The organism is Ruegeria sp. HKCCA5929, from assembly GCF_013034525.1.
In the GTDB taxonomy this organism is placed as follows: domain Bacteria; phylum Pseudomonadota; class Alphaproteobacteria; order Rhodobacterales; family Rhodobacteraceae; genus Ruegeria.
In genome coordinates, this window is sequence record NZ_WQGE01000002.1 from 554,308 (window position 1) to 578,615 (window position 24,308).

At 56.5% G+C, this 24,308-nt stretch carries 30 protein-coding genes; 14 read left to right on the plus strand and 16 right to left on the minus strand.

What is annotated here, in order from left to right; all coding sequences use genetic code 11:
* From GOV90_RS07510 to GOV90_RS21145, 3 genes are read right to left on the minus strand one after another with little or no spacing between them, the layout of a single operon-like run.
* Complete coding sequence (locus GOV90_RS07510) at positions 1-642, minus strand: HAD family phosphatase (protein WP_171093201.1); 642 nt, start codon at positions 640-642, stop codon at positions 1-3.
* Positions 635-1,198 (minus strand): 16S rRNA (guanine(966)-N(2))-methyltransferase RsmD, encoded by a 564-nt coding sequence (rsmD, locus tag GOV90_RS07515; protein WP_171093200.1) that lies wholly within the window; start codon positions 1,196-1,198, stop codon positions 635-637. Before rsmD ends, GOV90_RS07510 begins: the two co-directional genes overlap by 8 nt.
* Positions 1,195-2,406: an NAD(P)/FAD-dependent oxidoreductase gene (locus GOV90_RS21145; protein ID WP_171093197.1), complete on the minus strand. Its 1,212-nt coding sequence runs from the start codon at positions 2,404-2,406 to the stop codon at positions 1,195-1,197. The genes rsmD and GOV90_RS21145 overlap by 4 nt, the downstream gene beginning before the upstream one ends.
* 100 nt (positions 2,407-2,506) lie before the next feature.
* Here GOV90_RS21145 and GOV90_RS07525 point away from each other — a divergent pair, with 100 nt between their 5' ends.
* The 4 genes from GOV90_RS07525 (at position 2,507) to GOV90_RS07540 (ending at position 4,031) form a co-directional block, all read left to right on the plus strand.
* Positions 2,507-2,992 carry a peroxiredoxin gene (locus tag GOV90_RS07525; protein ID WP_171093195.1) on the plus strand — a complete coding sequence of 162 codons (486 nt, stop codon included), beginning with the start codon at positions 2,507-2,509 and terminating at the stop codon, positions 2,990-2,992.
* 101 nt (positions 2,993-3,093) lie between these two features.
* Positions 3,094-3,339 (plus strand): glycine zipper 2TM domain-containing protein, encoded by a 246-nt coding sequence (locus GOV90_RS07530; RefSeq protein WP_171093193.1) that lies wholly within the window; start codon positions 3,094-3,096, stop codon positions 3,337-3,339.
* Positions 3,340-3,350: 11 nt separating this feature from the next.
* A complete protein-coding gene (locus GOV90_RS07535; protein WP_171093191.1) occupies positions 3,351-3,698 on the plus strand; it encodes a hypothetical protein in 348 nt (115 codons plus the stop codon).
* 24 nt (positions 3,699-3,722) lie between these two features.
* Positions 3,723-4,031 carry a hypothetical protein gene (locus GOV90_RS07540; RefSeq protein ID WP_171093188.1) on the plus strand — a complete coding sequence of 103 codons (309 nt, stop codon included), beginning with the start codon at positions 3,723-3,725 and terminating at the stop codon, positions 4,029-4,031.
* On the opposite strand, the gene GOV90_RS07545 is transcribed toward GOV90_RS07540, so the two are convergent.
* Genes GOV90_RS07545 through GOV90_RS07560 form a run of 4 tightly spaced genes read right to left on the minus strand, consistent with a single transcriptional unit; the run spans position 4,028 to position 6,773 of the window.
* Positions 4,028-4,321: a 4a-hydroxytetrahydrobiopterin dehydratase gene (locus tag GOV90_RS07545; RefSeq protein ID WP_171093186.1), complete on the minus strand. Its 294-nt coding sequence runs from the start codon at positions 4,319-4,321 to the stop codon at positions 4,028-4,030. The genes GOV90_RS07540 and GOV90_RS07545 overlap by 4 nt on opposite strands.
* Positions 4,318-5,505, minus strand: a complete 1,188-nt coding sequence (locus GOV90_RS07550) for a GNAT family N-acetyltransferase (RefSeq protein ID WP_171093185.1) — start codon at positions 5,503-5,505, stop codon at positions 4,318-4,320. Before GOV90_RS07550 ends, GOV90_RS07545 begins: the two co-directional genes overlap by 4 nt.
* Positions 5,506-5,550: 45 nt before the next feature.
* Positions 5,551-6,321: a glycerophosphodiester phosphodiesterase family protein gene (locus GOV90_RS07555; protein WP_171093183.1), complete on the minus strand. Its 771-nt coding sequence runs from the start codon at positions 6,319-6,321 to the stop codon at positions 5,551-5,553.
* A complete protein-coding gene (locus tag GOV90_RS07560; RefSeq protein WP_171093181.1) occupies positions 6,318-6,773 on the minus strand; it encodes a RidA family protein in 456 nt (151 codons plus the stop codon). The genes GOV90_RS07555 and GOV90_RS07560 overlap by 4 nt, the downstream gene beginning before the upstream one ends.
* Before the next feature lie 290 nt (positions 6,774-7,063).
* Between GOV90_RS07560 and GOV90_RS07565 the strand changes: the two genes are divergently transcribed.
* Positions 7,064-7,879, plus strand: a complete 816-nt coding sequence (locus GOV90_RS07565; protein WP_371732269.1) for a VacJ family lipoprotein — start codon at positions 7,064-7,066, stop codon at positions 7,877-7,879.
* Positions 7,869-8,468 (plus strand): phospholipid-binding protein MlaC, encoded by a 600-nt coding sequence (locus tag GOV90_RS07570; RefSeq protein ID WP_171093179.1) that lies wholly within the window; start codon positions 7,869-7,871, stop codon positions 8,466-8,468. Before GOV90_RS07565 ends, GOV90_RS07570 begins: the two co-directional genes overlap by 11 nt.
* Positions 8,469-8,560: 92 nt before the next feature.
* Here the strand turns inward: GOV90_RS07570 and fliP are convergent, their stop codons facing one another.
* From fliP to fliF, 4 genes are read right to left on the minus strand one after another with little or no spacing between them, the layout of a single operon-like run.
* Positions 8,561-9,289 (minus strand): flagellar type III secretion system pore protein FliP, encoded by a 729-nt coding sequence (gene fliP / locus GOV90_RS07575; protein WP_171093177.1) that lies wholly within the window; start codon positions 9,287-9,289, stop codon positions 8,561-8,563.
* A complete protein-coding gene (locus GOV90_RS07580; RefSeq protein WP_171093175.1) occupies positions 9,289-9,576 on the minus strand; it encodes a FliM/FliN family flagellar motor C-terminal domain-containing protein in 288 nt (95 codons plus the stop codon). Before GOV90_RS07580 ends, fliP begins: the two co-directional genes overlap by 1 nt.
* A complete protein-coding gene (locus GOV90_RS07585) occupies positions 9,569-10,165 on the minus strand; it encodes an ABC transporter ATP-binding protein (protein WP_171093173.1) in 597 nt (198 codons plus the stop codon). Before GOV90_RS07585 ends, GOV90_RS07580 begins: the two co-directional genes overlap by 8 nt.
* Positions 10,165-11,748 (minus strand): flagellar basal-body MS-ring/collar protein FliF, encoded by a 1,584-nt coding sequence (gene fliF / locus GOV90_RS07590; protein ID WP_171093171.1) that lies wholly within the window; start codon positions 11,746-11,748, stop codon positions 10,165-10,167. Before fliF ends, GOV90_RS07585 begins: the two co-directional genes overlap by 1 nt.
* Positions 11,749-11,866: 118 nt before the next feature.
* On the opposite strand from fliF, the gene fliL reads away from it, so the two are divergent.
* The 5 genes from fliL to GOV90_RS07615 are packed head-to-tail and all read left to right on the plus strand — an operon-like array spanning position 11,867 to position 16,492.
* Positions 11,867-12,364, plus strand: coding sequence for a flagellar basal body-associated protein FliL (gene fliL / locus GOV90_RS07595; protein WP_171093360.1), 498 nt, complete (start codon positions 11,867-11,869; stop codon positions 12,362-12,364).
* 9 nt (positions 12,365-12,373) lie between these two features.
* Positions 12,374-12,859, plus strand: coding sequence for a DUF6468 domain-containing protein (locus GOV90_RS07600; protein ID WP_171093169.1), 486 nt, complete (start codon positions 12,374-12,376; stop codon positions 12,857-12,859).
* Positions 12,856-13,440, plus strand: coding sequence for a MotE family protein (locus GOV90_RS07605; RefSeq protein ID WP_171093167.1), 585 nt, complete (start codon positions 12,856-12,858; stop codon positions 13,438-13,440). The genes GOV90_RS07600 and GOV90_RS07605 overlap by 4 nt, the downstream gene beginning before the upstream one ends.
* A gap of 47 nt (positions 13,441-13,487) precedes the next feature.
* Positions 13,488-14,357 carry a flagellar motor stator protein MotA gene (motA, locus tag GOV90_RS07610; RefSeq protein WP_171093164.1) on the plus strand — a complete coding sequence of 290 codons (870 nt, stop codon included), beginning with the start codon at positions 13,488-13,490 and terminating at the stop codon, positions 14,355-14,357.
* The gene (locus GOV90_RS07615) at positions 14,354-16,492 is read left to right on the plus strand and encodes a hypothetical protein (RefSeq protein WP_171093163.1); all 2,139 of its coding nucleotides are present in this window, start codon (positions 14,354-14,356) and stop codon (positions 16,490-16,492) included. The genes motA and GOV90_RS07615 overlap by 4 nt, the downstream gene beginning before the upstream one ends.
* Before the next feature lie 222 nt (positions 16,493-16,714).
* On the opposite strand, the gene betB is transcribed toward GOV90_RS07615, so the two are convergent.
* Entirely contained in the window at positions 16,715-18,169 is a 1,455-nt protein-coding gene (gene betB / locus GOV90_RS07620; RefSeq protein WP_171093161.1) for a betaine-aldehyde dehydrogenase, read from the minus strand.
* 186 nt (positions 18,170-18,355) lie between these two features.
* Here betB and GOV90_RS07625 point away from each other — a divergent pair, with 186 nt between their 5' ends.
* Positions 18,356-18,685 (plus strand): hypothetical protein, encoded by a 330-nt coding sequence (locus GOV90_RS07625; protein ID WP_171093159.1) that lies wholly within the window; start codon positions 18,356-18,358, stop codon positions 18,683-18,685.
* 3 nt (positions 18,686-18,688) lie between these two features.
* Here GOV90_RS07625 and GOV90_RS07630 read toward each other — a convergent pair whose 3' ends face one another.
* On the minus strand, positions 18,689-19,201 hold the full coding sequence (locus GOV90_RS07630) for a potassium channel family protein (protein WP_171093157.1): 513 nt from the start codon (positions 19,199-19,201) through the stop codon (positions 18,689-18,691).
* A 65-nt stretch (positions 19,202-19,266) separates the two neighbouring features.
* Entirely contained in the window at positions 19,267-20,172 is a 906-nt protein-coding gene (locus tag GOV90_RS07635) for a rhodanese-related sulfurtransferase (RefSeq protein ID WP_171105783.1), read from the minus strand.
* Between the two features lie 96 nt (positions 20,173-20,268).
* On the opposite strand from GOV90_RS07635, the gene pncA reads away from it, so the two are divergent.
* Positions 20,269-20,862, plus strand: a complete 594-nt coding sequence (pncA, locus tag GOV90_RS07640; RefSeq protein ID WP_171093153.1) for a bifunctional nicotinamidase/pyrazinamidase — start codon at positions 20,269-20,271, stop codon at positions 20,860-20,862.
* On the opposite strand, the gene GOV90_RS07645 is transcribed toward pncA, so the two are convergent.
* Entirely contained in the window at positions 20,859-21,389 is a 531-nt protein-coding gene (locus GOV90_RS07645) for a hypothetical protein (RefSeq protein ID WP_171093151.1), read from the minus strand. The genes pncA and GOV90_RS07645 overlap by 4 nt on opposite strands.
* Positions 21,390-21,553: 164 nt before the next feature.
* Here GOV90_RS07645 and pncB point away from each other — a divergent pair, with 164 nt between their 5' ends.
* Positions 21,554-22,846 (plus strand): nicotinate phosphoribosyltransferase, encoded by a 1,293-nt coding sequence (gene pncB, locus GOV90_RS07650; protein ID WP_171093148.1) that lies wholly within the window; start codon positions 21,554-21,556, stop codon positions 22,844-22,846.
* Here the strand turns inward: pncB and GOV90_RS07655 are convergent.
* A complete protein-coding gene (locus GOV90_RS07655; RefSeq protein ID WP_253284741.1) occupies positions 22,843-24,294 on the minus strand; it encodes an aldehyde dehydrogenase family protein in 1,452 nt (483 codons plus the stop codon). The two genes, pncB and GOV90_RS07655, sit on opposite strands and share 4 nt — an antisense overlap.
* Between the last annotated feature and the right edge of the window lie 14 nt (positions 24,295-24,308).

Sequence of the window (24,308 nt, forward strand, 5' to 3'; positions counted from 1 at the left end):
TCAGGCTCTGAGTCCCAAAAGCCGGTGCACCTGTGCCATATCCGTGATCACTTCGGCACCCAGATCAGCCAAGCTGTCGCCACCTCCGTGCGGGGCATAAGCCAAACAGCGCATGTCTGCCCGCACGGCCGCTGTGACACCATTCTGGCTGTCTTCAATAACCACAGGGGAATTTGCTTCAAAGCGCTGAGCGGCCAGCTTGAACATCTTTGGGTCCGGTTTGCCTGTTCCCAGAACATGAGCCGAGAACATAACGTCCTTAAATCGGTCCCAAAGCCCATTCTGGCCCAGAGTGATCTTCATCTTGTCCGGGCTGCCGTTTGACGCGACGCAGAACGGGATGCCGTTTTGATCCAGTGCCGCCAACAATTCGGAAACACCAGGCACCAAAGGCACCCCTTTGCGCAGGCGGTCATAGGTTTCAGCATAGATCTGATCCACCCAGCCCTCGGGTAGATCGGCCCCCATGCTGCGTGCCTTGTCGCGCACCCCGACCATCGTTCCGCCTACAAACAGCGACATGCATTCAGGCAATGTGAGGTGCAGGCCATAACCAGCCAGATTGCCCATCAGCACCTGGTTCGAGATCACTTCGCTGTCGACCAGAACACCATCGCAATCGAAGATTACCAGATCATGCATCCGATTCGTCTTTCCATATCAAAGAGATATGCGTGTCGCCGTATTTCCGACTGTCGTGCAGCTTGAACCCTGCGGGTGCTTGCATCGGGGTGTTTTCTTCCCAAACCAGCAAGGCCTCATCAGCGACCCATCCACCAGCGGTTATTGCGGTCACTGCCTTTTGGCCCAACGCTTTGCCGTAGGGCGGATCGAGAAAGATCAGATCATATGGGGCGTTCGGGTTGTCGCCCAGCCGGGTGGCATCGCGGCGGACCAGATCGGTACGCTCGGCGCTGTGGGTCAGGTCGATATTCTTGCGGATCAGCCCTTGGGCCACACGTCCGTCATCAACAAAGGTGACATGCGCCGCACCACGCGACAGCGCCTCGAGCCCCAGCGCCCCGGTACCTGCAAACAGATCCAACACGCGCAGACCGTCAAAGTCGATCTGGTGGGTCAGGACGTTGAAAAGACTTTCGCGCACACGGTCAGTGGTGGGGCGCAGATGTGCCCCCGCATCCCCTTTGCCGACCGAGGCCAAAGCGCGGCCCCGGAACTCTCCGGCGATGATCCTCACGCTTTGAGCAGCGGTTTCAGATCCGCGTCCGGGTCGGCGACCACAGCCGGATCGGCCGTCTTGCCTGCGTCGATCAAGCGTTTGCCGACCATATACGCGCGGGGATCGTTCATTGCGTCCACAGCTATCAACTGATCGCCCTTGTAGTACCAAAAGGACACGGTCTGCCCTTCGCCCTTGCGGGTCACAACGCGGTCATATCCGGTGTTCAGACCGGCGATCTGCAATTTGACGTCATACTGGTCCGACCAGAACCATGGTGTCGCCACATAATCCCTGGCCGCGCCCAGCATGTTCTGCGCGACGATCTCGGCTTGATCAATTGCGTTAGGCACACTCTCTAGCCTGATCCGGCCTTCACCGTGTGGAAACGAAGCACAATCGCCTGCCGCCCAGATCGAAGGATCCGAAGTGCGGCCATGGGCGTCGGTCTTGATACCATTGTCCAACTCAAGCCCCGCCATCTCGGCCAATTGGGTTGCGGGCGCGATGCCCACGCCAACCACAACGAAATCAACCTCCAGCTCGGTGCCGTCGGTCAACAGGGCGCCTGTGACCTTGCCGTTTTCGCCAATCAGCCGGTCCAGTCCGACGCCTTCGCGAATGTCCGCACCATACTCGCTGTGCAATGCACGGAAATAGTCGCTGGTCTCGGGTGCTGCAACTCGTTGCAGGATACGGTCGGCCATCTCGACCAGAGTCACCTTGACGCCGCGCTTGGCGCAGACGGCTGCGGCTTCAAGCCCGATATAGCCACCGCCCACGATCAGCGCACGGGCGCCTTCAGTGACCTTGGGCTCCATATCGTCGATATGCGCCAGATCGCGCACCACATGCACACCGTCCAGGTCGCCACCAATTGCCGCTGGCAGACGACGCGGATCGGACCCGGTGGTCAGCGCCAGTTCGTCGTAGGAAATGACCTCGTCGCCCAACGTCACAGTCTTGGCTTGCGGATCGATGCCCGTGACGCGCTGACCCAGACGAAGGGTGATGTTGTTCTCGGCATAGAAACTCTCGGGTCGCAGGAACAGGCGCTCCAGCTCCATCTCGCCCAGAAGGTATGCCTTGGACAAAGGTGGGCGCTGATAGGGCAAATGCGGCTCGGCTCCGATAAGGGTGATGTCCCCGTCGAACCCATCCTTGCGCAACCGCGCCACCAAAGATGCCCCCGCCTGACCGGCACCGATCACGACAATATGGTTCATGTTTTGCCCACCCTGCAGTTTTCCCGTGGTCTCTGTGTTTGGACCACCTATATTGCGGCTAAGCCCAATTCTGCAAATCCAAACGACAGGAGCAAAAAAAATGATTTCAACAGGAGATACCCTTCCCGAAGCGACATTGACCCAGATGGGCGCCGACGGACCCGAGGAGGTTCGGATTTCAGAAAAAACCAAAGGCCGCAAAGTCGTGATCTTTGCCGTTCCAGGTGCGTTTACGCCGACTTGCCATTCCGCACATGTGCCCAGCTTTATGCGTACAAAGGATCAGTTCGACGCCAAAGGCGTGGATGAAATCATCTGCATTTCAGTCAACGACCCGTTTGTCATGAAAGCCTGGGGCGAAGCGACAGGCGCGTCCGAGGCCGGATTGACCATGTTGGCCGATGCGACATCGGAATTCACCAAAGCCATTGGCATGGATTTTGACGCCCCGCCTGTCGGTCTGATTGCACGATCCAAGCGCTATGCCATGTTGGTTGAAGACGGCAAAGTCACAGCCTTGAATTTGGAAGAAAATCCAGGCGCTTGTGAGATCTCTGCCGGTGAGGGCCTGTTAGAGGCCATTTGAACAACATCGGCCCCGGGCATCCGGGGCCTTCGCACCCCAAATTAACTTGAAGACCTGCTCCATTGCGCAAATACTTGGCCTACGCATACGTGGAGTTCTTTATGAAACTTAAGACATTATCACTCATTCTAACGGGCGCAGCCCTGATCTCGGCCTGCGGACCGGCCCCTACCCCACAACAACAAGCCGCGCGCCAGCACGAGATCGCGTGCCTGGGCGGCACATTGGGCGGCGCGTTGATCGGTGGCGCCATCGGCAACCAGTTCGGCGGTGGGTCGGGCAAGACGATCCTGACCGCGGCAGGCGCTGCTGCTGGCGGATTTGAAGGCCAAAGATTTGCATGCTGAGGGGGATGGACATGACACGAGCAATTTTCATAACCGCAGCCTTTATTCTGGCATCTGCAGCAACAGCGGAAACCGTTGCTGAACTGCATGAAAAAGAGCTGAACGCCATTGATGCCAACAATGATGGCTTCTTGTCCAAGGATGAGTTCAACGCCTTCTCGGATTACGCATTCCAGACCATGGATGAAGACAAGAATGGCACTTTGGGGCTGGACGAGGCAAAGCCGTTTTTAGACATCAAGCAGTTTCAGGATGTTGACCGCAACAAGGACAGCTTTATCTCAAGAGCGGAATATGATGCTCAGATGGGTGAGGATTTCAACGCTGCGGACAAGGATGGCAATGGCCAACTGGACTAGGCCTGCCACGGACAGGAGTTTGAGATGAACAAATGGATTGGTTTGGGTGTATTGGCGTTGGTCGCAGCGTGTGACGTTCCGCAGGCCCCGGTTGTGACGGGGCCGGACGGTCAGGCCCGCATTCAAATCAATCTATCCGGGCTGACCTGTTATGAAAACCGTTGTCTCGACATTAACCCCGCCGCGCGCAGCGTGCGCCAGATTGGAAACAAGACAACGGGTATCCCAAGATCCATCGACGTCAGCGACGGGACCGTGACACCTGCCGAGTTCCGACAGATGGGCACTGCCGCGTCCCTCGCCGGTGGCCAGGGCTCAGGCAACGATCGCTAGCAAAGACTGTCCATCTTGCGTGCCAGTTTGGCATCCAACGAGGACAGCCCGCCCACGTCATGGGTGGATAGAACGACTTCAACCGTGCGGTACACGTTTGACCATTCCGGGTGGTGGTTCCATTTCTCGGACCAAATCGCCACTTGGGTCATCCACCCAAAGGCAGAAACGAAATTGTCGAAGATGAACGTTTTGGTGATCGCATCTCGGCCTTCGACCATCGTCCAGCCGTTCTTGAACAGCGGATCCAGCAGCGGGCCACGGGTTTCGGTCGACAAGAGTTCGGTCATTGCTGTTCCTCCGGGTTCGATTTCCTGAACGGGCCGTAGTCCGTTAGAATCTCGATCTCTTCTCCCACTGCACGGCCTTCGGCGTCCAGATATTTTTTGACGGCATCAGCAAAACCCGGATCGCCGACCCAGTGCAAGCTATGCGTGCGCGTTGGCAAATAGCCTCGCGCTAACTTGTGTTCACCCTGGGCGCCTGCCTCGACCCGGGCCAGACCATGGGCAATGGCAAAGTCTATCGCCCTATAATAGCACAATTCGAAATGCAGGCAGGCATGGTGTTCAACGCAGCCCCAATACCGCCCAAAAAGCGTTTCACGACCTATGAAGTTCAACGCACCCGCGATGGCATAGCCATCCCGTTCCGCCAGCACCAAGGCCATGTCGTCTGCCATGGTTTCCTGCGCAATATCAAAGAATTGACGCGTCAGATAGGGTGAGCCCCATTTGCGCGCACCGGTATCCTGATAGAACCGCCAAAATGCATCCCAATGTTCCGGGCGCAACGCGTCGCCGGTCAGGGTGCGGATGTCACCGCCAAAGTCATTGGCCTGCGCCCGTTCCTTGCGGATGTTCTTGCGTTTGCGTGATGACAGGGCAATCAGGAAAGCGTCGAAATCAGAATAGCCTTCATTTAACCAGTGAAACTGCTGCGAGATGCGCAACATCAGGCCCATCTGTTCCCCGGCCAGCGCTTCGTCTTCAGTACAAAAGGTCGCGTGCACCGATGAGACCTGATTGTCTGCCGCCAGTTGCACTGCGCCTTGCACAAGGGCTGACATGCCGATCCTCTCGTAACCAGGACGCACCAGGAAGCGTCGCCCGGTTGCCGGGGTGAACGGCACTGAAATCTGCAGCTTGGGGTAATATCGCCCACCTGCGCTTTCATAGGCATGGGCCCAGCTGTGATCGAAGATATATTCGCCCTGACTGTGCGACTTGGCGTACATTGGGGCCGCTGCAATCAGCATCCCGTCAAGATAAGCCGTGAGATATTGGGGCTGCCAGCCAGTGCCGCGCCCGACCGACCCGCTTTCTTCTAACGCCAACAGAAACCGATGGGTCGTAAAGGGATCAAGAGGCCGCCCGCCATCAGCGGCCTCGGGACAGGCGCAGGCATCCCACTCTGCCGCAGAAATCTGCGACAAGGTGCCTAGTACCTGAATTTCGATCTGTGCCTGATCCATATGTCCTCCGCGCCTGTCCATTATCTGTGACAGGTCAGAGTGGGTTCAAGCTGAATGCGCAGCCAGATACCCTTCGAATGTCACATTGTCGGCAACTTCACGGGCCTCTGCCTCTTGTTCAGGCGACCGGATGGTCCAGCACAGGATCGGCACACCACGCGCCTTCAACTCGGCCACGCGAGGGCGCGTCAGGTCGGCAGCCTCGTGACTGATGAAGCTGGCGTTGCTCCTCTCAAAATCCGGAATGTCGCGCAGGTGTTCGCGAACGGTTTGAGACAACGGCCAATCCTCCGACTCAAAGGCGCATGTTACGATCCCGCATGGCAAATGCGGGGCCAGGCGCGCCAGTTCAGCGGTCGAGTTCGGGTTGAACGACATCAGCGCCAGCGGGCCTTCATAGCCCGACAGAATACGCAGGGCCTCTTGCTCCAGCGGACCGATGCCGGTGCCCATGGCCCCGTCCTGATCTTTGAACTCAACAAGCAACGGCACCTGACCGGCGACAATATCCAGTACTTCTTTCAGCGACGGGATACCTTCACCGTCGGAATGCAGCAACGGAACCGCCGACGCCTCTGCCCCGGTGATCTGCTGAATCGCGCCGGTCTGCCCGGTCAGACGCTTGAGGTCATAGTCGTGAAAGACCATCACCTGACCATCTGCAGTCAGTTGCAGGTCAATCTCGATCCCATATCCGGCGTCAATTGCAGCCTGAATGGCGGCGCGGCTGTTCTCAGGGCGGTTGTCGGAAATGTCATGCAACGCCCGATGCGCAATCGGGCGTTGAAGAAACTCTGACGGCAATGTGGGTGTCATTGGACTTCGAAAATCCCTTCGATCTCAACCGCGACGCCCAACGGCAGTGACGCGGCACTGACGGCAGAGCGCGAATGGCGACCGGCATCGCCCAGCGCCTCGACAAGGAAATCGGACGCGCCGTTGATCACTTGCGGCTGCTGCGTGAAATCCGCCGTCGAGTTAACAAACCCTGTTAGCTTCACCACACGCACCAGCTTTTCGATGTCGCCGCCACAGGCTGCTTTGACCTGCGCCAACAGATTGATCGCGCAAACCCGTGCCGCTGCGGCTCCGGCTTCGACATCCATGTCATCCCCCAGTTTACCGGTGATCAGTTCATCGGTTTTCGAAATCTGGCCCGACACATAAACGATGTTGCCCATGCGTACGAATGGCACATAGTTGGCAGCGGGTGCAGGCGCTTCATCCAGTGTAACACCCAGGGTTTCCAGTTTTGCGGCGATGCTCATTGAGAGGGTCCTTCCCTAAATTCGACTCCGCCGGACGCTAACCGGGAAGCTTGGTTTGGGAAAGTCGAAAACCGGCAATGTCCTGTCTGCCAGCGATCTGAGCGTTTCTTTACTTATTACGAGCTGTTGATCCTTGGTCACTTTACCCGCCCCCAAATGACAGGTTACACGCAAGGTGTTTCATTTAAGACCCGAAACGACTAGTGACAGAACTTGTGCCACCCCAGCACGTGGATTTTGATTGAACGTCCGGCGGACCATGTGTCGGACCATTTTGGGAGAAGCAAACCGTGCCAAGCAGATTGCGCCTGAAACATTTTATTGTCCTGTCATGCATGGCCATTCTGTCTGCTTGCGCTACGACTCCGCCCGAGGGGGCCTCGCGTAGCGACGTTTTTGATCCGTATGAGAACAACAACCGGGCGATCCACAAGTTCAACCTTGGTGTGGACCGATTCTTGTTCCGCCCTGCTTCGAAAGGCTATGTGAAGATCGTTCCTGACCCGATGGTGACCAGTTTCAGCACCTTCGCCGAAAATATTTCGCTGCCGGGGCAGGCCGTTGATTACCTGTTGCAGGGCAATCCGAAACAGATGGGCAACGCGTTGCTGCGCTTCGTGATCAACATGACTGTGGGTGGCTTTGGTCTTTCCGCACCGGCGGATGAATTGAACCTGCCACCAGTGGATACCGATTTCGGCGAGACGTTGCACGTGTGGGGTGTGGGCGAAGGCGCATATGTTGAGCTTCCCTTCTACGGCCCATCGACCCAACGGGATGCGATCGGGGTTGTGATCAATTTGTTCTCGAACCCAATCAATTTTTCTCCGGTGCGACCCGTCGACAACATTGGCGTATACGCCGAGATCGTCCGCCGCATGGGAGATCGCGGCCGGTTCTCGGATACAGTCGATTCGATTCTTTATGAAAGTGCAGACAGTTACGCGCAGGCACGCCTGATCTTTCTGCAAAATCGCCGCTTTGAACTGGCAAGAGATGACGAAGACGCCTATCTGGATCTATATTCTGACCCCTATGCCGAAACCGGGACAGACCCGGTCAGGGACCCCTTTTTAGACCCCTACGAGGACCCCTATGCCGAATAACGATTTGAACCGCCGTCACTTCATCGCCTCGGGCCTTGCATTGGCCCTGCTGCCGATGCCAGCCTTGGCACAGACCGAAGCCGCAGCAAAAGCGCTGGTCAACAGCGTGGTTGCTGACATCAATCGGGTGATCGATTCAGGCAAGTCTGAAAAAGCAATGCTGCGCGACTTCGAAAAGATCTTTGTTCAATATGGCGATGTTCCCATTATGGCGCGTTACGCGCTGGGTGCTGATGCCCGTACGGCCAGCCCGGCCCAATTGAAAAAGTTCACCAAAGCGTTCCAGGGCTATATCTCGCGTAAATATGGCCGCCGGTTCCGAGAGTTTATTGGCGGCGAGGTCGATGTGCGCAATGCCCGGAAAATCAAGGCCGGGTACGAAGTTCGGACGCTGGTCAAACTGCGCGGCTCGGCCCCCTTTGACGTGACCTTTCTGGTTTCCGACAAGTCGGGCCGGGACAAGTTCTATAATATGTTCATCGAAGGCGTGAACCTGCTGCTGACCGAACGCACCGAAATCGGCGCTATGCTGGATGCCCGGAAAGGCAATCTGGATCAACTGATCAGAGATCTGAACAAAACAGGCTGACCTTGCGGCCGGGCGTGGTCACGCGCCGGCTCGAAGATCTTGCCAGAGCATACGAAAGGGTCAGGTTCTTCTGACCCTTTTTTGTTTCGGTTTCAGGGTGCGTAGCTGCGTACCAAAGCGCCCGCAATCAAGGCCCAGCCGTCTGCGATGACAAAGAACGCCAGTTTGAATGGCAAGGATACGATTGCCGGAGGGACCATAATCATGCCCATCGACATCAACACCGCTGCAACAACTAGATCGATGATCAGAAACGGCAGGAAAATCAGAAAGCCAATCTGAAAAGCCCGCGCGATTTCGGATAGCATGAAAGACGGCATCAGGACGGATAGCGGCGCTTGCGCCGACAGTTCCATCGCATCTCCATCGGGACGTAGGGCAGCCATGGCATAAAAAGTATCCGCATCCAAGCGGGCTGCCATGAAAGTGCGGAAGGGGCCCAGCGCCCGTTCCAGCGCGGCCTCGACCCCGATCGTTTCCTCCATCATCGGGCGAATGCCACTTTCCCAGGCTTCGGTGAACACGGGGTCCATGATGAAATAGGTCAGAAACAACGCCAGACTGACAATCAGCATATTGGGCGGCGATTGCTGCAAGCCAATCCCCTGTCGCAGGATCGACAAGACTGTAACCAGAAACGGGAAACAGGTGATCATAACTGCCAGGCCCGGCGCTATGCTCAACACCGTGATCAAAAGGATCAACTGGATGGTCCGGGCCGAAATCGACCCGCCCTCGCCAAGGGACAAAGTCACATCCTGCGCTGCAGCGAGCGATGGGGTCAGCACAATAGCCAGAGCCAGCCAGATCGCAAAGCGCATCAACCGATCCCGTTTTGAAGGTCGGCAATCTCGGTCAGGCGCACAGCCAATTGTCCGGCCTGGTCGCCCTCCATCTCTTCCAGCAAACCACGCGCAACCAGCTGGTCCCCGACGTAAAGGTCGACCGGATCTTCGATCCGTTTGTCCAGCGTCAAAACCGCGTTCTCGCCCATGTTCAACAGATCCCTGATTAGCGGACGGGCACGACCAACCGAGACTGTCACCTCGATCGGGACAGATTCAAACGGGTTTGGTTTTTCTGTTTGCGGGATTTGAGTGTCATTCATTGGACAAAGCCTCTCTTGCCTCAAAGACATAAGCGTCAAAAATCTGTGCGACGGTGGTCAGCAACGCGCTGCAATCCACTTCGCGCCGGTTGGTTCCGACCTGCAGGCGTGCTTGCCCGGCCTCGAGTGAAGGATCTTCGATGACATTCGGTTCGCGATGCGTGCCCGAGAGCAACAGCGCCTTAACATCTTCAGCGCATCCGATGGGCACCATGATCTGCATCGGCTGCTCGATCTGCGACCGTGCCATCTCGGACAATTGTTCAACAAGACGTGCGGCCAGCCCTTGTTCAACCATCTGGGGCAAAACCTTTTGGACCAGACTTTCAAACATCGGCTCCAAAGACATGGTCATCCGCATCATTGCCTCGTGACAGGTGAAAGACATGTCCTCCAGCGACTGCGCAAGCTCGGCAGAAACCTTCCCACGGCTTTGTTCCTGTGCCTGCGAGGCGTCTTCCCAACCGGCCCCGTAGCCTTCTTCGAAAGATGCGAGCCTTTGTTCTTCCAGCGTTTCCTCATCCAGCAGCAGAACGTTGCCGGTGCTGGTCTGAGCGGTGAAATCCTCAAGCAGATGGGCAATAGACATCACACCCTCTCCTCGCCTTCTTCAAGCCAACTGCGCAGAATCTCGACTGTTTCTTCTTGCTTGTCGCCGATCATTGTCCGCAATCGCGCGACCGGATCTTCAGTGGCGCTATCGCTCAGAACAGGAACGCCCCCCTGTGGCGGCAAAGATGCGAAATCAGCACCCTCGCCTGTTGCAATTTCACCAGTCAGAACCGAAGCGCCTTCACTTGCTTCGTCAGCGGCGGGCAACAGCGCCGTCGTCATTGCAGGCTTCATAAGGATCGGTCGGATGACGAACAGCGCAAGCACCAACGAGACAACAGCCAAAACCGCCATCTGGATCAGGGACATGGCATCCAGATGAATCTTTTGCCACATTGAAGACGACGCCAAGGTGCCTTGCGGCTCTACTATCGGTAAATCCAGAGACTTCAGAGTTATCACGTCCCCGCGCGCGGCATCGAAACCCACGGCCGAAGCCACCAGTTCCTGAAGCGCGTCCAGCTCTGCCTGTGGCAGCGGTGCAAATGATTCCACGCCCGAGGCATCCACAGTCCGGGTCCCGTTCACCAACACTGCAACCGTCAGTCGTTTGATCGCACCGGGTGCAGTGTGCACTTCAAGCTCTGTCTCAGAGACCTCATAGTTCACACGCTCACGTGTTTGGGTAGCGGTGGAGTTTGACTGATCCCCGCCAGCCCCATCTCCATCGGGCAGATTCGATGCCACGGTGACATCGGAAGACTGATTGCGGGCACTGTCCGAGCGTTCTTCGACATCCGTGCTGATCGCCACACGGCTCTTGGGATCAAAGAGCCGCTCGCGGATGGATTCGGTCTTGGTTTCAGTGTCCACACTGACCTCGACCACCGCATTTCCGGTTCCAACGCGCGCTTCGACCAGACGCAGAACACGTTCACGCAGCTGGCGCGATTTGTCTTCCGCTGTATCTGCCGCCACAGCTGTGTCCTGCCCACCGATCACGGCCCCGTTCGAGTCGATCACGGTCACGTTCTCGGGTGCAAGCCCGCTCACGGCTGAGGCAACCAGGAACCGGATGGCCTTGGCCTGGTCGCTGGTGATGTCGGCGCCTGAAGGCACCAGATAGACGGAAGCCGTAGGTGATACACTGCGCTGGAACGGGTTCGCCGAGCCGTTGGCGATGTGCACACGCGCCTGGCTGACATGTCGGCTGCCGACTATTGTGCGCGCCAGCTCACCTTCTTTTGCGCGCCAGTATGCTGCATCAAACATCTGCGAGGTGGTGCCAAACCCACTCAGCGAATCCAGCAGTTCATACCCCCGGTTGCCATTCGCTGGCAGACCTTCGCTGGCCAGGGTCATCCGCAACTCATCCCGCTGCGCGCCGGGGACATAGATTGATCCACCGCGAATCTCATAGACGACACCGCGCTGCTCCAAGGCACGCACGATATCCCCCGCCGCGCCGCTTTCCAGGCCTGCATACAGCAGCGTCATGGACGGCGCCGTTACAAGGCGGGACATTCCCAGAATTCCCAAAAACACCAGCGCAACCGCACCAGCAACGATAATTTGTTTACGCCTGTCCAAACTTGCCCAGACAGTTCCGATCTGCTGCACGCTCACCTCCGACTCGCCGACATTCTGCCCGGCGCATCTCTTGTTTAGACGATTGCCCTTAACAATCGGTTAGTCCCTGACCGGTTATGAAACGACAGAACGGATGAATGAGGACGTCATGACCGACGCAACGGCTGAACAGGCAGAAGTCCCTGACAAAAAGGGAAAAAAGGCGATGCTTATCGGGGTGATTCTGGCGATTGCCGGGGCTGCAGGCGGGTATTTCCTGACCTCTTCAGGGCTGATTCCGTTCGGCGGTAAAGCCGCAAAAGAATCAAGTCAGGACGTCGAAAAGGACACGCCAGCCAGAGCATTGGCAGATGTCGGGTTCGTCGATCTGCCACCCGTGATCGTATCTGTGAATTCGGGCAGTTCTCGGCATCTGAAATTTCACGCGCAGCTCGAAGTGAACGCCCCGTATGTGGCTGACGTCGAAAAAATGCTGCCACGGATCATGGATGTTCTGAACGGATATCTGCGGGCAGTGGAGTTGCGCGATCTTGAAGATCCGCTGGCGCTGATGCGCATCCGTGGCCACTTGCTGCGGCGCGTTGAAATTGTTGTAGGCGACGGTCGCGTTCGCGACGTGCTGGTCATGGAATTTGTACTGAATTAGGAGGCGAAATTGGAGCTGATTGCGGATATTTTGCTGGTCGCTGGCGCGCTGGGTGCGGGTCTGTACTGTTTTGTTCTGTCGCGCCGCCTTAAGCGGTTTACCGACCTTGAGAAAGGCGTTGGTGGTGCCGTGGCCGTGCTATCAACACAAGCGGAAGAGCTGAAGAAATCCTTGGACAACGCGCGTGACGCATCTGATCAGTCCGGTGAACAGCTTGGGGCGCTGACACAACGGGCTGAAAGCGTCGCTCAGCGACTGGAACTCATGATGGCATCAATGCACGACATTGTCCCCGAAGAGGCACCTAAGCCGGATGCAACGGAAGAACCGGTTCCGACTGAAACCCAACCAAAAGAGCCAGGCAATATTGAGCAAGAAATCTCCGCAGACCCCGCCGAGTCCGCTGCGCCTGAAGGGAAGGAACAGCAAAACAAAGCCCCCGATGGGCTGATGTTTTTCCGCCATGACCGCAATCAGGACGGAGCCCAGGCATGAGCCGTCGCCGCGCCTCCCGACAAGACGGCCGCCCGCGAGCCGGCGTCCTAACCGTCATTGCCTTACTGATGCTCGGCTCTGCCGTTATTCGTATCGGGTTGGAGGCGGGACCAGCCCTTGCGAAGCCGACAGGACCTGAGGTTGCAGAATCCAAACCCACAGCACCAAAGGCACGCGATATTCAGGCGCTCTTGAATGAACTTCTAAAGCGAGAAGAACGGGTCAAGCAACGTGAAGACATGCTTCGTGAACAGGAAAAGGCGCTGGAGATCGCCGGTCAAGCGATTGAGACGCGTTTGGTTGCGCTTGAAGAGGCAGAACAGTCTTTGCGCGCTACTCTGGCCGTTGCCGACAACGCCGCCGAGAAAGATCTGACCCGTCTGACAGATGTTTATCAGACCATGAAACCCAAAGATGCCGCCGCGTTATTTGAAACCATGGAGCCAACTTTTGCAGCTGGATTCCTGTCTCGTATGCCGCCCGACTCTGCGGCTGGGATTCTGGCGGGTCTCAGTCCTGAAGCGGCCTATACGATCAGCGTGGTCATGGCCGGGCGCAACGCCTCAGCCCCACTGGAATAGTTACCTGTGTCACCCCGTCTAGCGCACCCTCTAACCGGAGATTTCAAATGATTGGAATTGTAGGAATTGTCGTCATTTTTGTGATGGTTTTCGGCGGCTACCTTGCTGCTGGCGGCAAGATGACCATCATTCTGAAATCTCTGCCGTTCGAAATGATGATGATCGGCGGTGCAGCAGTTGGCGCTTTTCTGATCAGCAATGACATGGGCGGTGTGAAACACACGGTCAAGGATATGGGCAAGGTCTTCAAAGGTCCGAAATGGAAACCCGAAGACTATCGCGACCTTCTCTGCCTTTTGTTTTCGCTGATCCGTATTGCGCGCGCCAATCCGGTTGAGGTTGAACAACATATCGAAGATCCGGAAAACTCCAGCCTGTTTTCTGCCTACCCCAAGATTCAAGCCGACAAGGAAGCGGTTGATCTGATCTGTGACACGATGCGGTCTGCCGCAATGAATTACGATGATCCGCACCAAGTGGAAGAGGTGCTGGAAAAGCGGATGGAGGCGAACTTTCATCACGCGATGCACTCGAGCCATGCCTTACAGACAGTGGCAGACGGCTTGCCCGCGCTTGGAATCGTGGCAGCGGTTTTGGGGGTCATCAAGACCATGGGCTCGATCGATCAACCTCCCGAGGTGCTGGGCAAGCTGATCGGCGGTGCTTTGGTAGGCACGTTCCTTGGGGTTTTCCTGGCGTATGGTCTGGTGGGCCCCTTTGCCGGGAAATTGAAATCTGTGGTCGAGGAAGACAATCACTTCTATCAACTTATCAAGGAAGTTTTGGTCGCAAACCTGCACAACCACAATGCTGCCATGTGTATCGAGGTCGGCCGTCAGAATACACCCACGCACAACCGCCCCGGCTTTACCGAACTTGAAGAAGCGTTGAAGGACCTAAAGCAGGCGGCCGCATGAAACATCTCGGACTGTTGATATTGGCTGTTGTCGCAGCGGCCACCTCAGCCACGGCGCAAGACGTGGCAGTTCGGTCAGGTGAGCATGACGGATACACGCGTTTGGTGTTTAAAGTGCCGCCGAACACAGAATGGAGATTGGCCCAGCGCAGAGACGGCGCGCGATTGACGGTGGACTTGGACGGCGTGACCTTTCGAACAGGATCGGTTTTCAGCAGATTGACGACGAACCGTCTTGAATCGCTGTCACAGGCTCAACCCGGGGACGCTTTGGACCTTGAGTTCGGCTGCGAATGCGTGGCTTCGGCTTTTCTGTACCGAGGGTCGATGATCGTTCTCGACATCACGCCGGGAGAGTTCCTGCCGCCGTTGCTGGCTGATATTCCACCGCCGATGCAACAACGGCCCGTTAATGCAACAACTGCTTCGGATACAAACGCGCAAATGTCAGGGCTTGACCTGCCGCTTCTTGAGCGTGGGTTAAAAGACCAACTGTCGACCCGGTTTTTGCAGGGCGCTGACCGTAAGCTGCTTGATCTGCATCTGGCCCCGGTTGGACCGCGCAGTTCTATCACATCCAATGAAGATCCACTGTTGAGCGGCTTGAGTGCGAATATTCGCCTGACGACTGTGCTGGACGATCTGCAGGATGTGTTGAATTCCGAGGTTCTGCAACTCGACCTTCAAAAAGCCTGCATCTCGACGTCCGAATTGGGTTTCTCAAGTTGGTCCACAGCGGACCCATTCGCCACGCAGGTATCTGTTCTACGCACAGCGCTTTATCATGAGTTTGACACGCTTGACGAAGACAGCGCTCTGAAACTGGCTAAGCTGTATGCATACCACGGTTTTGGGGCCGAGGCTTTGGCCGTTTTAGAATTGACCCAGTTAGTGTCTGATGAAGCGGATCGCATCAAGGCGGTTGCGCGGATCGTAGATGAGACGACGGTGCAAAACACCAATCCATTTAGTGGTTTGCAACGATGCGACAGCGATGCTGCGCTTTGGGCTGTCCTTTCTGACAAAACGTTATCTGCCGATGCCGATGTCGAAGCAATCGAGCAGGCATATGCAGGATTGCCGGATCATCTCCGCCGCAGGTTTGGTATGCAGCTTTCACAAATTCTCGTTGAAGGAAACCAATTGGAAGCCGCGCGCAGAGTGATACGTTCAGTCGAGCGCATTGAAGAAAGCACGTCGCACAGCATGACGCGCGCAAAGGCCATAGTTGCCGCAGCCGAAGGCAACGGAGCCCGTGAAGAAAAGTTGCTGACCGAGGTTGTTACGGCAACCGAAGCAACGCCTGAAGCACCGGTGGCCTTGGCCCGTTTGGTTGAAAAGCGTTGGACCGATCGCAAAACTGTTTCCACGCAAGAGCTTGAGTTGGCTGCGTCCTATTCGGTTGAGTATCGGCGCTCGGATCTGGGCCCTATGATGGCCCGTACCCATGCGATTGCGCTGAGCCTTAGTCAGGACTTTGATCCTGCATTCGACATCATTTTGGAACTTGAAAACGGGCAGGACAGGGACCGCGCGTTCAATCGGCATCTGCACCTGTTGGCAGAGCGGTCCGATGACGTGACCTTCTTACAGCAAACATTTCACATCCTGCAGATGGAAAAAACGCCACCCCTGACCACAGACGCCGCAATCGCATTGGCTGATCGGCTCGCCACGCTCGGGTTCGCGGATCAGGCGTTTGCTCTGGCAAACAGAACCGAAGATCAAACCCGTCGGACTGAAAGGGCCCGTTTACGAGCTAGAGCAGCCATGCTTTCGGAACGCCCCCACCAAGCGCTGCTTGAATTGGCTAAGGACGACTCGGACAAAGCACTGGCGTTGCGAGCACAGGCCATGGAAATAGCGCAGGACTATTCGGGCGCAGCTGAAGTCATGCAGAGTTTGGAGCAAGACGAGGCTGCAAAAAGACTTTTATGGTTGGCGGGTTTGCTGGGAGACACGGTTGATCCTACGGATGGGAAATACGCGACTCTGAACCGGACCACTCAATCCTTGATTGCTCCCCCCGAAAGGCATTTGGAAAAACCATTGAAAGACGCACAGAATCTGCTTGAAAACAGTGAAACGACGCGACAGAAGATCGCTGAGATGTTCAATTCGATCAATAGAGAGTGACACGCGCTTCTCGCGCGCCGGAGTCAACAGGTTTTCACAATGCGGGAATACTACGTCGTGGGATGAACCCCGCGATAGCCATTCAAAGCTTCGTCGTCACCGATTTTGGTTTTGCAAGTATCAGCAACCCCAAAAAGTCGGATAGCAATCCTGTTGATGTGCTCAGCGCCCGACATTTGTGCCGGGCGCAGAAAAATGGGTCTATAGCCGAGCCATCGTTTATCAGTAGGGTGCCTCGACATCGTTCATTGAGACATAGACGGTTTTCATCTCGCTGAAGTGGTTGATCGCCAGTTTCGAGTTTTCGCGCCCCACGCCGGACATTTTCGATCCGCCAAACGGGGCTTCGACCGGGGCAAGGTTATAGGTGTTGATGTAGCAGGTACCTGCCTCAAACCCAGCCACTACGCGGTGGGCGCGTGTCAGATCGCTGGTGAAGACACCAGCGGCCAGACCGAATTCAGTGTCGTTGGCGCGGGCCATGACCTCGGCTTCGGTGTCAAAATCCAGCACCGACATGACCGGACCAAAGATTTCTTCGCGCGCGATGGTCATGTCGTCGGTCACGTCGGCAAAGACTGTGGGTTGCATGTAGAACCCGTCGCCATCAAGCCGCGCTCCACCATAGACCAGACGCGCGCCCTCGGCCTTGCCTTTTTCGATATAGCCCAGCGCGATATTCATCTGATTTTCGCTGACCATCGGACCAAAGCTGACATCCTCATCCATCGGATCGCCGATTTTGGCGTTGGCCAAACGTTCGGAGAGACGTTTGAGGAAGGCCTCTTTGATACCCTTTTGCACAAACACGCGGGTGCCGTTGGAGCAGACCTGACCCGAGGAATAGAAGTTGCCCAGGATCGCACCCGAAACCGCGTTTTCGATATCGGCGTCATCAAACACGATCATCGGGGATTTACCGCCCAATTCCATGGTGACGTGTTTCATGCCCTCGGCTGCTGCGGCATAGACCTTGCGGCCCGTCGGAACAGAGCCGGTCAGCGAAACCTTGGCCACGCGCGGATCAGTGACCAGCGAAGCGCCCACATCCCCATATCCCTGGATCACGTTGTAAACGCCTTTTGGCGCGCCGGCCTCGATGAGGATTTCTGCGACTTTCAACGCCGAAAGGGGCGTGGTCTCGGATGGCTTGAATACCATGGAATTGCCGCAGGCCAGCGCCGGGGCCCCTTTCCAGCAGGCGATTTGGGTCGGATAGTTCCATGCCCCAATCCCGACGCAAACGCCCAGAGCCTCGCGGATCGTATAGACAAAATCGCCGCCGCCCAGAGGAATGTGTTCGCCGGTTAAACTGCCGGCCAATCCACCAAAGTATTCCAGCGCGTCCGCGCCCGAAGTGGCATCCGCCACGGTGGTTTCCTGGATCGGCTTCCCAGTGTCATGGGTTTCCAGAACGGAAAGGTCGTAATTGCGTTCGCGCATGATGTCAGCCGCTCGGCGCAACACCCGGCCCCGCTCGGTTCCCGACATCGCCGCCCAGGCTGTTTGTGCGCTTTTGGCACTGTTCAGAGCCTGTTCAACAATCGCCGGTGTTGCCGAATGCAATCGCGCGATCACCTCTCCAGTGGCCGGGTAAATCACGTCGATGGCGGCACCATCTGTATCTTCGACATACGCGCCATCAATGAAATGGCTGGCTTTGGGCTGAAACTTCATACCAAGTCCTCTTCTATTCACCCGTCTGAACGGGACAATTGGTTCGTTGAAATCGGCCCTAAAGATTATTGATTGACCAGTCAATAAATTCATTCGGACGGCAGGATCATGCCAACCGAAGCCCCCAAACCTTGAAATTTTCGGTTAATGTTCTATTTATGTTCTACATAGTCAGAGGATAAACCGATGGCCCAGCACACGCGCCAATCTGCCCTGAACGGGCCCAGCAACGACTATCATCTGCTTCCGGTGACGGACCGACAGATGCGCTATGCCCGCGCAATTGCCGAAAAATCGGCATTGGAGATACCGGTCGAGGCACAACGTGACCGAAAGCTGCTTTCGGATTGGATTTCAACGCACAAACCGCGCAGCACGTCGCAATTCGACAACTACCCAACAGGCAAGCAAGTCGCCTTTGCCGAGCGGATTTCACGCAGCAAACGCCGCCCTATCCCGTCCGAGTGTTTTCGCGACAAGAAAATGATGTCGCGCTGGATCGATCACAACAAATAGAGCCTATTTAGGGTCTTCATGGCTGTGATTGCGCGCGTACAGTGAGACCGCTGCCGCAACGAACATACCCAGCAGGATGTATCCTGTCACAGCCTCGGACACGGCAAGCCCGCGACACAGGCCGGTTGGAGACATGTCGCCATATCCAACCGTTGTGAAGGTCACATAGGAAAAATACAGAATGTCACCCGGACCCTGCGCGCCGACGACACAATGATCGTTGTATCCAAACGCGCCATATACCGCAGCAAACAGGAACGGGACCACCTGTATGAAAGACACCCCCATCAGGAACAATAGCCTACGCGGTGATTTCACTTGAGTCATGTAGTACCAGGACTGCGACACCAGCCAGATCAACAGACCAACCGAAGCGATTGTGCCGATCGTGTCACCTGCGGTCGTTTCGCTCAGGCGTGAAAGGCCATACCAGGCAAGAAAGCTTGCCAGAACCAAACCCAACGCAGCCAAAAAGGTCGACTTCCACTCTTCCAGTGTTGTGGGTTTGCGGCGCATGAGTGCCCCTTCAAGCTGATTTCCAGGTGATCATCCGACCTAAAGCAATGGCCTGCAACCCGAATTCAATCCTGCCGCAAATGCGTCTCACCCCGTTCGCGCGCCAGCAGGATCTGCTTTTGCCGCTCGCGAAAGCGCATTTTATCGGCCTCGGACGTCTCATCGATACATTGGTGGCAGGACACGCCATGTTCGTACTCCGGGCATTTCATGTCCTCAGGCAAGATCGGTCGGCGGCAACCGTGGCAAAGCATGTGTGGCCCTTCTACAAGGCCGTGGCCAACGGATACGCGATTGTCGAACACAAAACACTCACCCTGCCAGGTGCTGTCTTCAGCGGGCGTCTCTTCCAGATACCGCAGGATGCCCCCTTTGAGGTGATAGACATCCTCAACCCCCTGCCCCAGCAGATAATTGGTGGATTTTTCGCAGCGGATACCGCCGGTACAGAACATGGCGACGCGTTTGTTGTGAAAACGGTCCTTGTTTTCTTCCCACCACGCCGGAAAATCGCGGAAACTGGCCGTTTCAGGGTCTATTGCGCCTTCAAACGTGCCTATTGCCACTTCGTAGTCGTTGCGCGTGTCGATGACCACAACATCGTCCGAACGAATAAGTTCGTTCCACTCCTGCGGCTCAACATAGTTGCCAACGCGGGCACGCGGGTCGACATCCGGCTGCCCCATAGTCACGATCTCTTTCTTCAGCCGCACCTTCATCTTGCCAAATGGCGGATGATCCGAGGTCGCCTCTTTCCACTCAAGATCCGCGCAACCGGGCAAGGCGCGAATATATTCCAGAACCGCATCAATCCCAGCACGCGGACCTGCGATAGTGCCGTTGACCCCTTCATGCGCCAGCAGCAATGTGCCGGTGACTGATTGGGCGCGGCACAGGTCCAGCAGCGGGTCGCGCAACGCGGCGGGATCCGGGAAACGTGTGAAATGATACAGGGCAGCGATGGTATACATAGGCGCGATTTACCTTCGTAGACCCGAAGCCGCAAGGGAGTGCATTGACGCCTGACGCCCCGCCCCCTACCGATAAGACAATCAAAGGAGGCCGCAATGACCCATGCCCTGCTCGTCATAGATGTTCAGAACGATTTCTGCCCCGGCGGTGCTTTGGCGGTGGCAGGGGGGAATGAAATCGTGGCCCCCATCAACGCAATGATGGACGATTTTGACGCTGTGATCCTGACACAAGACTGGCATCCTGCAGGACATTCCTCATTCGCCAGCTCACATGAGGGCAAAAATCCGTTTGACCTGATCGAGATGCCCTACGGCCCTCAGGTTCTCTGGCCCGACCACTGTGTTCAAGGATCGCAGGGGGCCGCGTTTCACTCTGATCTCCGCGTCAATGGCGATCTGATCCTCCGTAAAGGGTTTCGCGGTGCCATCGACAGCTACTCTGCATTCTTTGAGAATGATCACAAAACGCCCACAGGGTTGAAAGGATATCTGGAAACACGAGGTTTCGACCGCTTGACGCTGGTTGGTTTGGCCACTGATTTCTGCGTTCATTACTCGGCCGTGGATGCCGCACGGTTGGGGTTTGATGTCTCCGTTCGCATGGACGCCTGCCGCGCCATTGATATGGAGGGGTCGCTGGCCGCATCGGAACAGGCCATGCGCGACGCCGGAGTTACCCTGATTTAAGGGGTCGTCCCGGCGGCTGCCAGAAGCTTAAGAATCACAAACAAAACGACTGCCAACCCCAAAGCCAACCCGATGCGGCCAGGTACTGTTCGCCGGTCGTTGCTAGGCTGCACCGGTTTTGGCGGTGGCGTACGCACCTGACGCGCACGCACGATCCCTGCCATCGGCTGCGCAACACGCACGTAGGTCAGGAAATCCATCAGGTCGAATTCGCCGCAATATTCCCCGCGAACCCCATGCGTCTTTATATTGGCAAACAGTGACCTCAGAACCCGCACTCGGTCGGCTTGATCCTCGGCAGGGAAAACACCCGGCACGATGCCGCTGTTGCGCGACTCAAGGCTGAACCCGGCGTCCAAGAACATCTTGCGGATTTTCGGCGAAGTTCCCCGCAAAGCATCCGCAGTTCTAATGTCGCGGAAAACTGCATGCACCTGACGGCCCCCATCCCTCTGAGCCCCCGGCTTTTCAGAGTCAAAATCGTCTAGTGCAGCTTTAACAATATCAAAATCGTACTCGAGACCCATTCACAAACTCAGTTCCGTATTTCCATCCCCTCTTCTCACTAACCGGTGAAAACAATGCACAATATGCCGGTAATGTGACGTCATACTGGCATTGTCACCAAATCAGCGACTCTTGCCATTCCCGTTGTCGATTGATCTAACTACGGAAATTGCAGGAGTTCCCCATGGTCGACATTGCGACCCGTGTATACAATCACAAATGGCAGATTGACCCTATTGTCCGGTCTTTGATCGATACGGACTTCTACAAACTGCTGATGTGTCAGTCAGTGTTTCGAAACAAGCCCCAAACAACGGTGGCTTTTTCACTGATAAACCGGTCGAATCACGTTCCTTTGGCGAAATTGATCGACGAAGGAGAACTGCGGGAACAGCTGGATCACATTTGCTCACTTAGCCTGAGCCGGGGCGAAAGCACCTGGCTTCGGGGCAATATGTTCTATGGAAAACGGCAGATGTTTCGCTCGGATTTCATGGAATGGTTCGAGAATATGCGCCTGCCGCCCTACCATCTGGAACGGAAGGGCGATCAGTATGAACTAACGTTCGAAGGCAAATGGCATGAGGTCATGCTGTGGGAAATCCCTGCGCTGGCGGTGTTGATGGAACTGCGATCGCGCGCCGTTCTCAATGATATGCGACGGTTCGAGCTGCAGGTGCTTTATGCCCGTGCGATGACCCGCGTGTGGGAAAAGATCGAAAAGCTGAGCTCGGTTGACGGTCTGAGCATTGCGGACTTCGGCACGCGGCGGCGGCATTCCTTCCTGTGGCAGGATTGGTGCGTGCAAGCCATGATCGAAGGATTGGGCGCGTCGTTTACCGGGACGTCAAATTGCCTGATCGCCATGCGGCGCGAAGTTGAGGCCATAGGCACCAACGCCCATGAATTACCCATGGTCTATTCAGCGCTGGCCGACACCGACGCAGAATTGGCGCAAGCCCCTTACGACGTCCTAAGCGACTGGCATGATGAGCATGACGGCAACCTGCGTATCATCTTGCCCGACACTTACGGAACCAAAGGTTTCCTGGACAACGCCCCCGACTGGTTGGCCGGATGGACCGGAATACGCATCGACAGCGGCGATCCGGCGGCAGGGGCCGAAGTGGCCATCGAGTGGTGGAAGTCGCGCGGTGAAGATCCGACCCAAAAGCGGATCATTTTCTCAGATGGTCTGGATGTCGAGAAAATTCAGGAGTTGCACACCCAATTCGCAGGTCGCGCCAATATTTCCTTCGGCTGGGGCACTTTGCTGACCAACGATTTTCGCGGACTTGTGCCCAATGACGCACTGGCCCCGTTCTCATTGGTCTGCAAAGCGGTTTCTGCCAACGGTCGCCCGACGGTGAAGCTGTCGGACAACCCTGAAAAGGCGATGGGACCACAAGACCAGATCGAGCGGTACAAGCGTGTTTTCGGGGTCGGCGCGCAAGAAGCGATCGAGGTTGTTGTCTAACCGTGATAGGCGGCAACCGTCTTCAGTTGTGAAAACCCGTACAACGCCTCGAACCCTTTTTCGCGACCGTGACCGGATTTGCCAACACCGCCAAAGGGCAATTCAACTCCGCCCCCGGCACCGTAGTTGTTGATAAACACCTGCCCCGAATGCAGCCCTTTCGCCAGTCGCATCTGCCGGGCCCCGTCACGCGTCCAGATGCTGGCAACCAGGCCGTATTCCGTACTGTTTGCAATTGTTAGAGCCTGTTCTTCAGTGTCAAACGGGATCAAAACCTGAACCGGGCCAAAAATCTCATCCCGCGCCAGCACATGATCGGGCGATACATCTGCAAACAAGGTGGGCCGGACGTAAGCGCCGGTTTCAGGCGCGTCACTGACAATCTGCCCCTGTGCCGCGATGGTAAGATCCGTGCCTTTGCCCAGAAAACCACTGACTATCTGTTTCTGCCGATCCGAGATCAAGGGCCCCACGCGCAGATCCTGCATTGCAGGTCCGACGGTCAGCTGTTCATAGGCTTCAGACATACGGGACTTGACTTGATCGTATACGCCACGCTGAACCAGAATGCGGGACGAGGCTGAACACGTCTGGCCTGCGTTCTGTATGCCAGCATTCACCAAAAACGGCAGCGCCGCGTCCAGATCGGCATCGTCAAAGACCAGTTGCGGGGATTTTCCGCCCAGTTCCAGAGTCACGGGCACCACATTGCGCCCTGCGGCCTGTTGCACCAATGCCCCGGTAGCGACAGAGCCCGTAAACGAGATATGGTTCACACTTGGATGCGCCGACAGCGCTGCGCCCGCCTCAGCCCCCAGGCCGGGTACGACGTTCAAAGCACCGGCAGGCAAGCCCGCCTGCTGCGCCAGATGAGCAAAAGCCAGTGCCGTTAAACAAGCTTCCTCTGCAGGTTTCAGAACGCACGCATTGCCCATGGCCAGCGCCGCCCCGACCGAACGCCCAATGATCTGCATCGGGTAGTTCCACGGCACGATATGGCCCGTCACCCCATGCGGTTCTCGCAGCGTATAAACGGTGTAGCCATCAAGATAGGGGATGGTCTCTCCCATCACCTTGTCCGCTGCGCCGCCATAGAACTCGCAATACCGGGCCAGCGCAACAGCATCGGCACGGGCTTGCGTAAGCGGCTTGCCCACATCCATCGACTCAAGCTGCGCAAGATCCTCGACCCGTTCCAGCACCAGCTGACCCAACCTCGTAAGAATACGCCCCCGCTCCAACGCCGTTTTACGCCCCCAATCGCCCTGCAATGCGGCTTGAGTCGCTTGAACTGCGGCATCGACATCTGTCTCTGAACCACGTGCGATCCGGCAGATTTCGGTCCCGTCCGAGGGGTTAATGAGCGGCAGGGATTCACCCGAGGACGCGGGCACCCAGCGTCCATCAATCAGGCAAAGAGCGGGGTCGAACCATATCTTTTGCGTCAATTTTGCCTCCATTT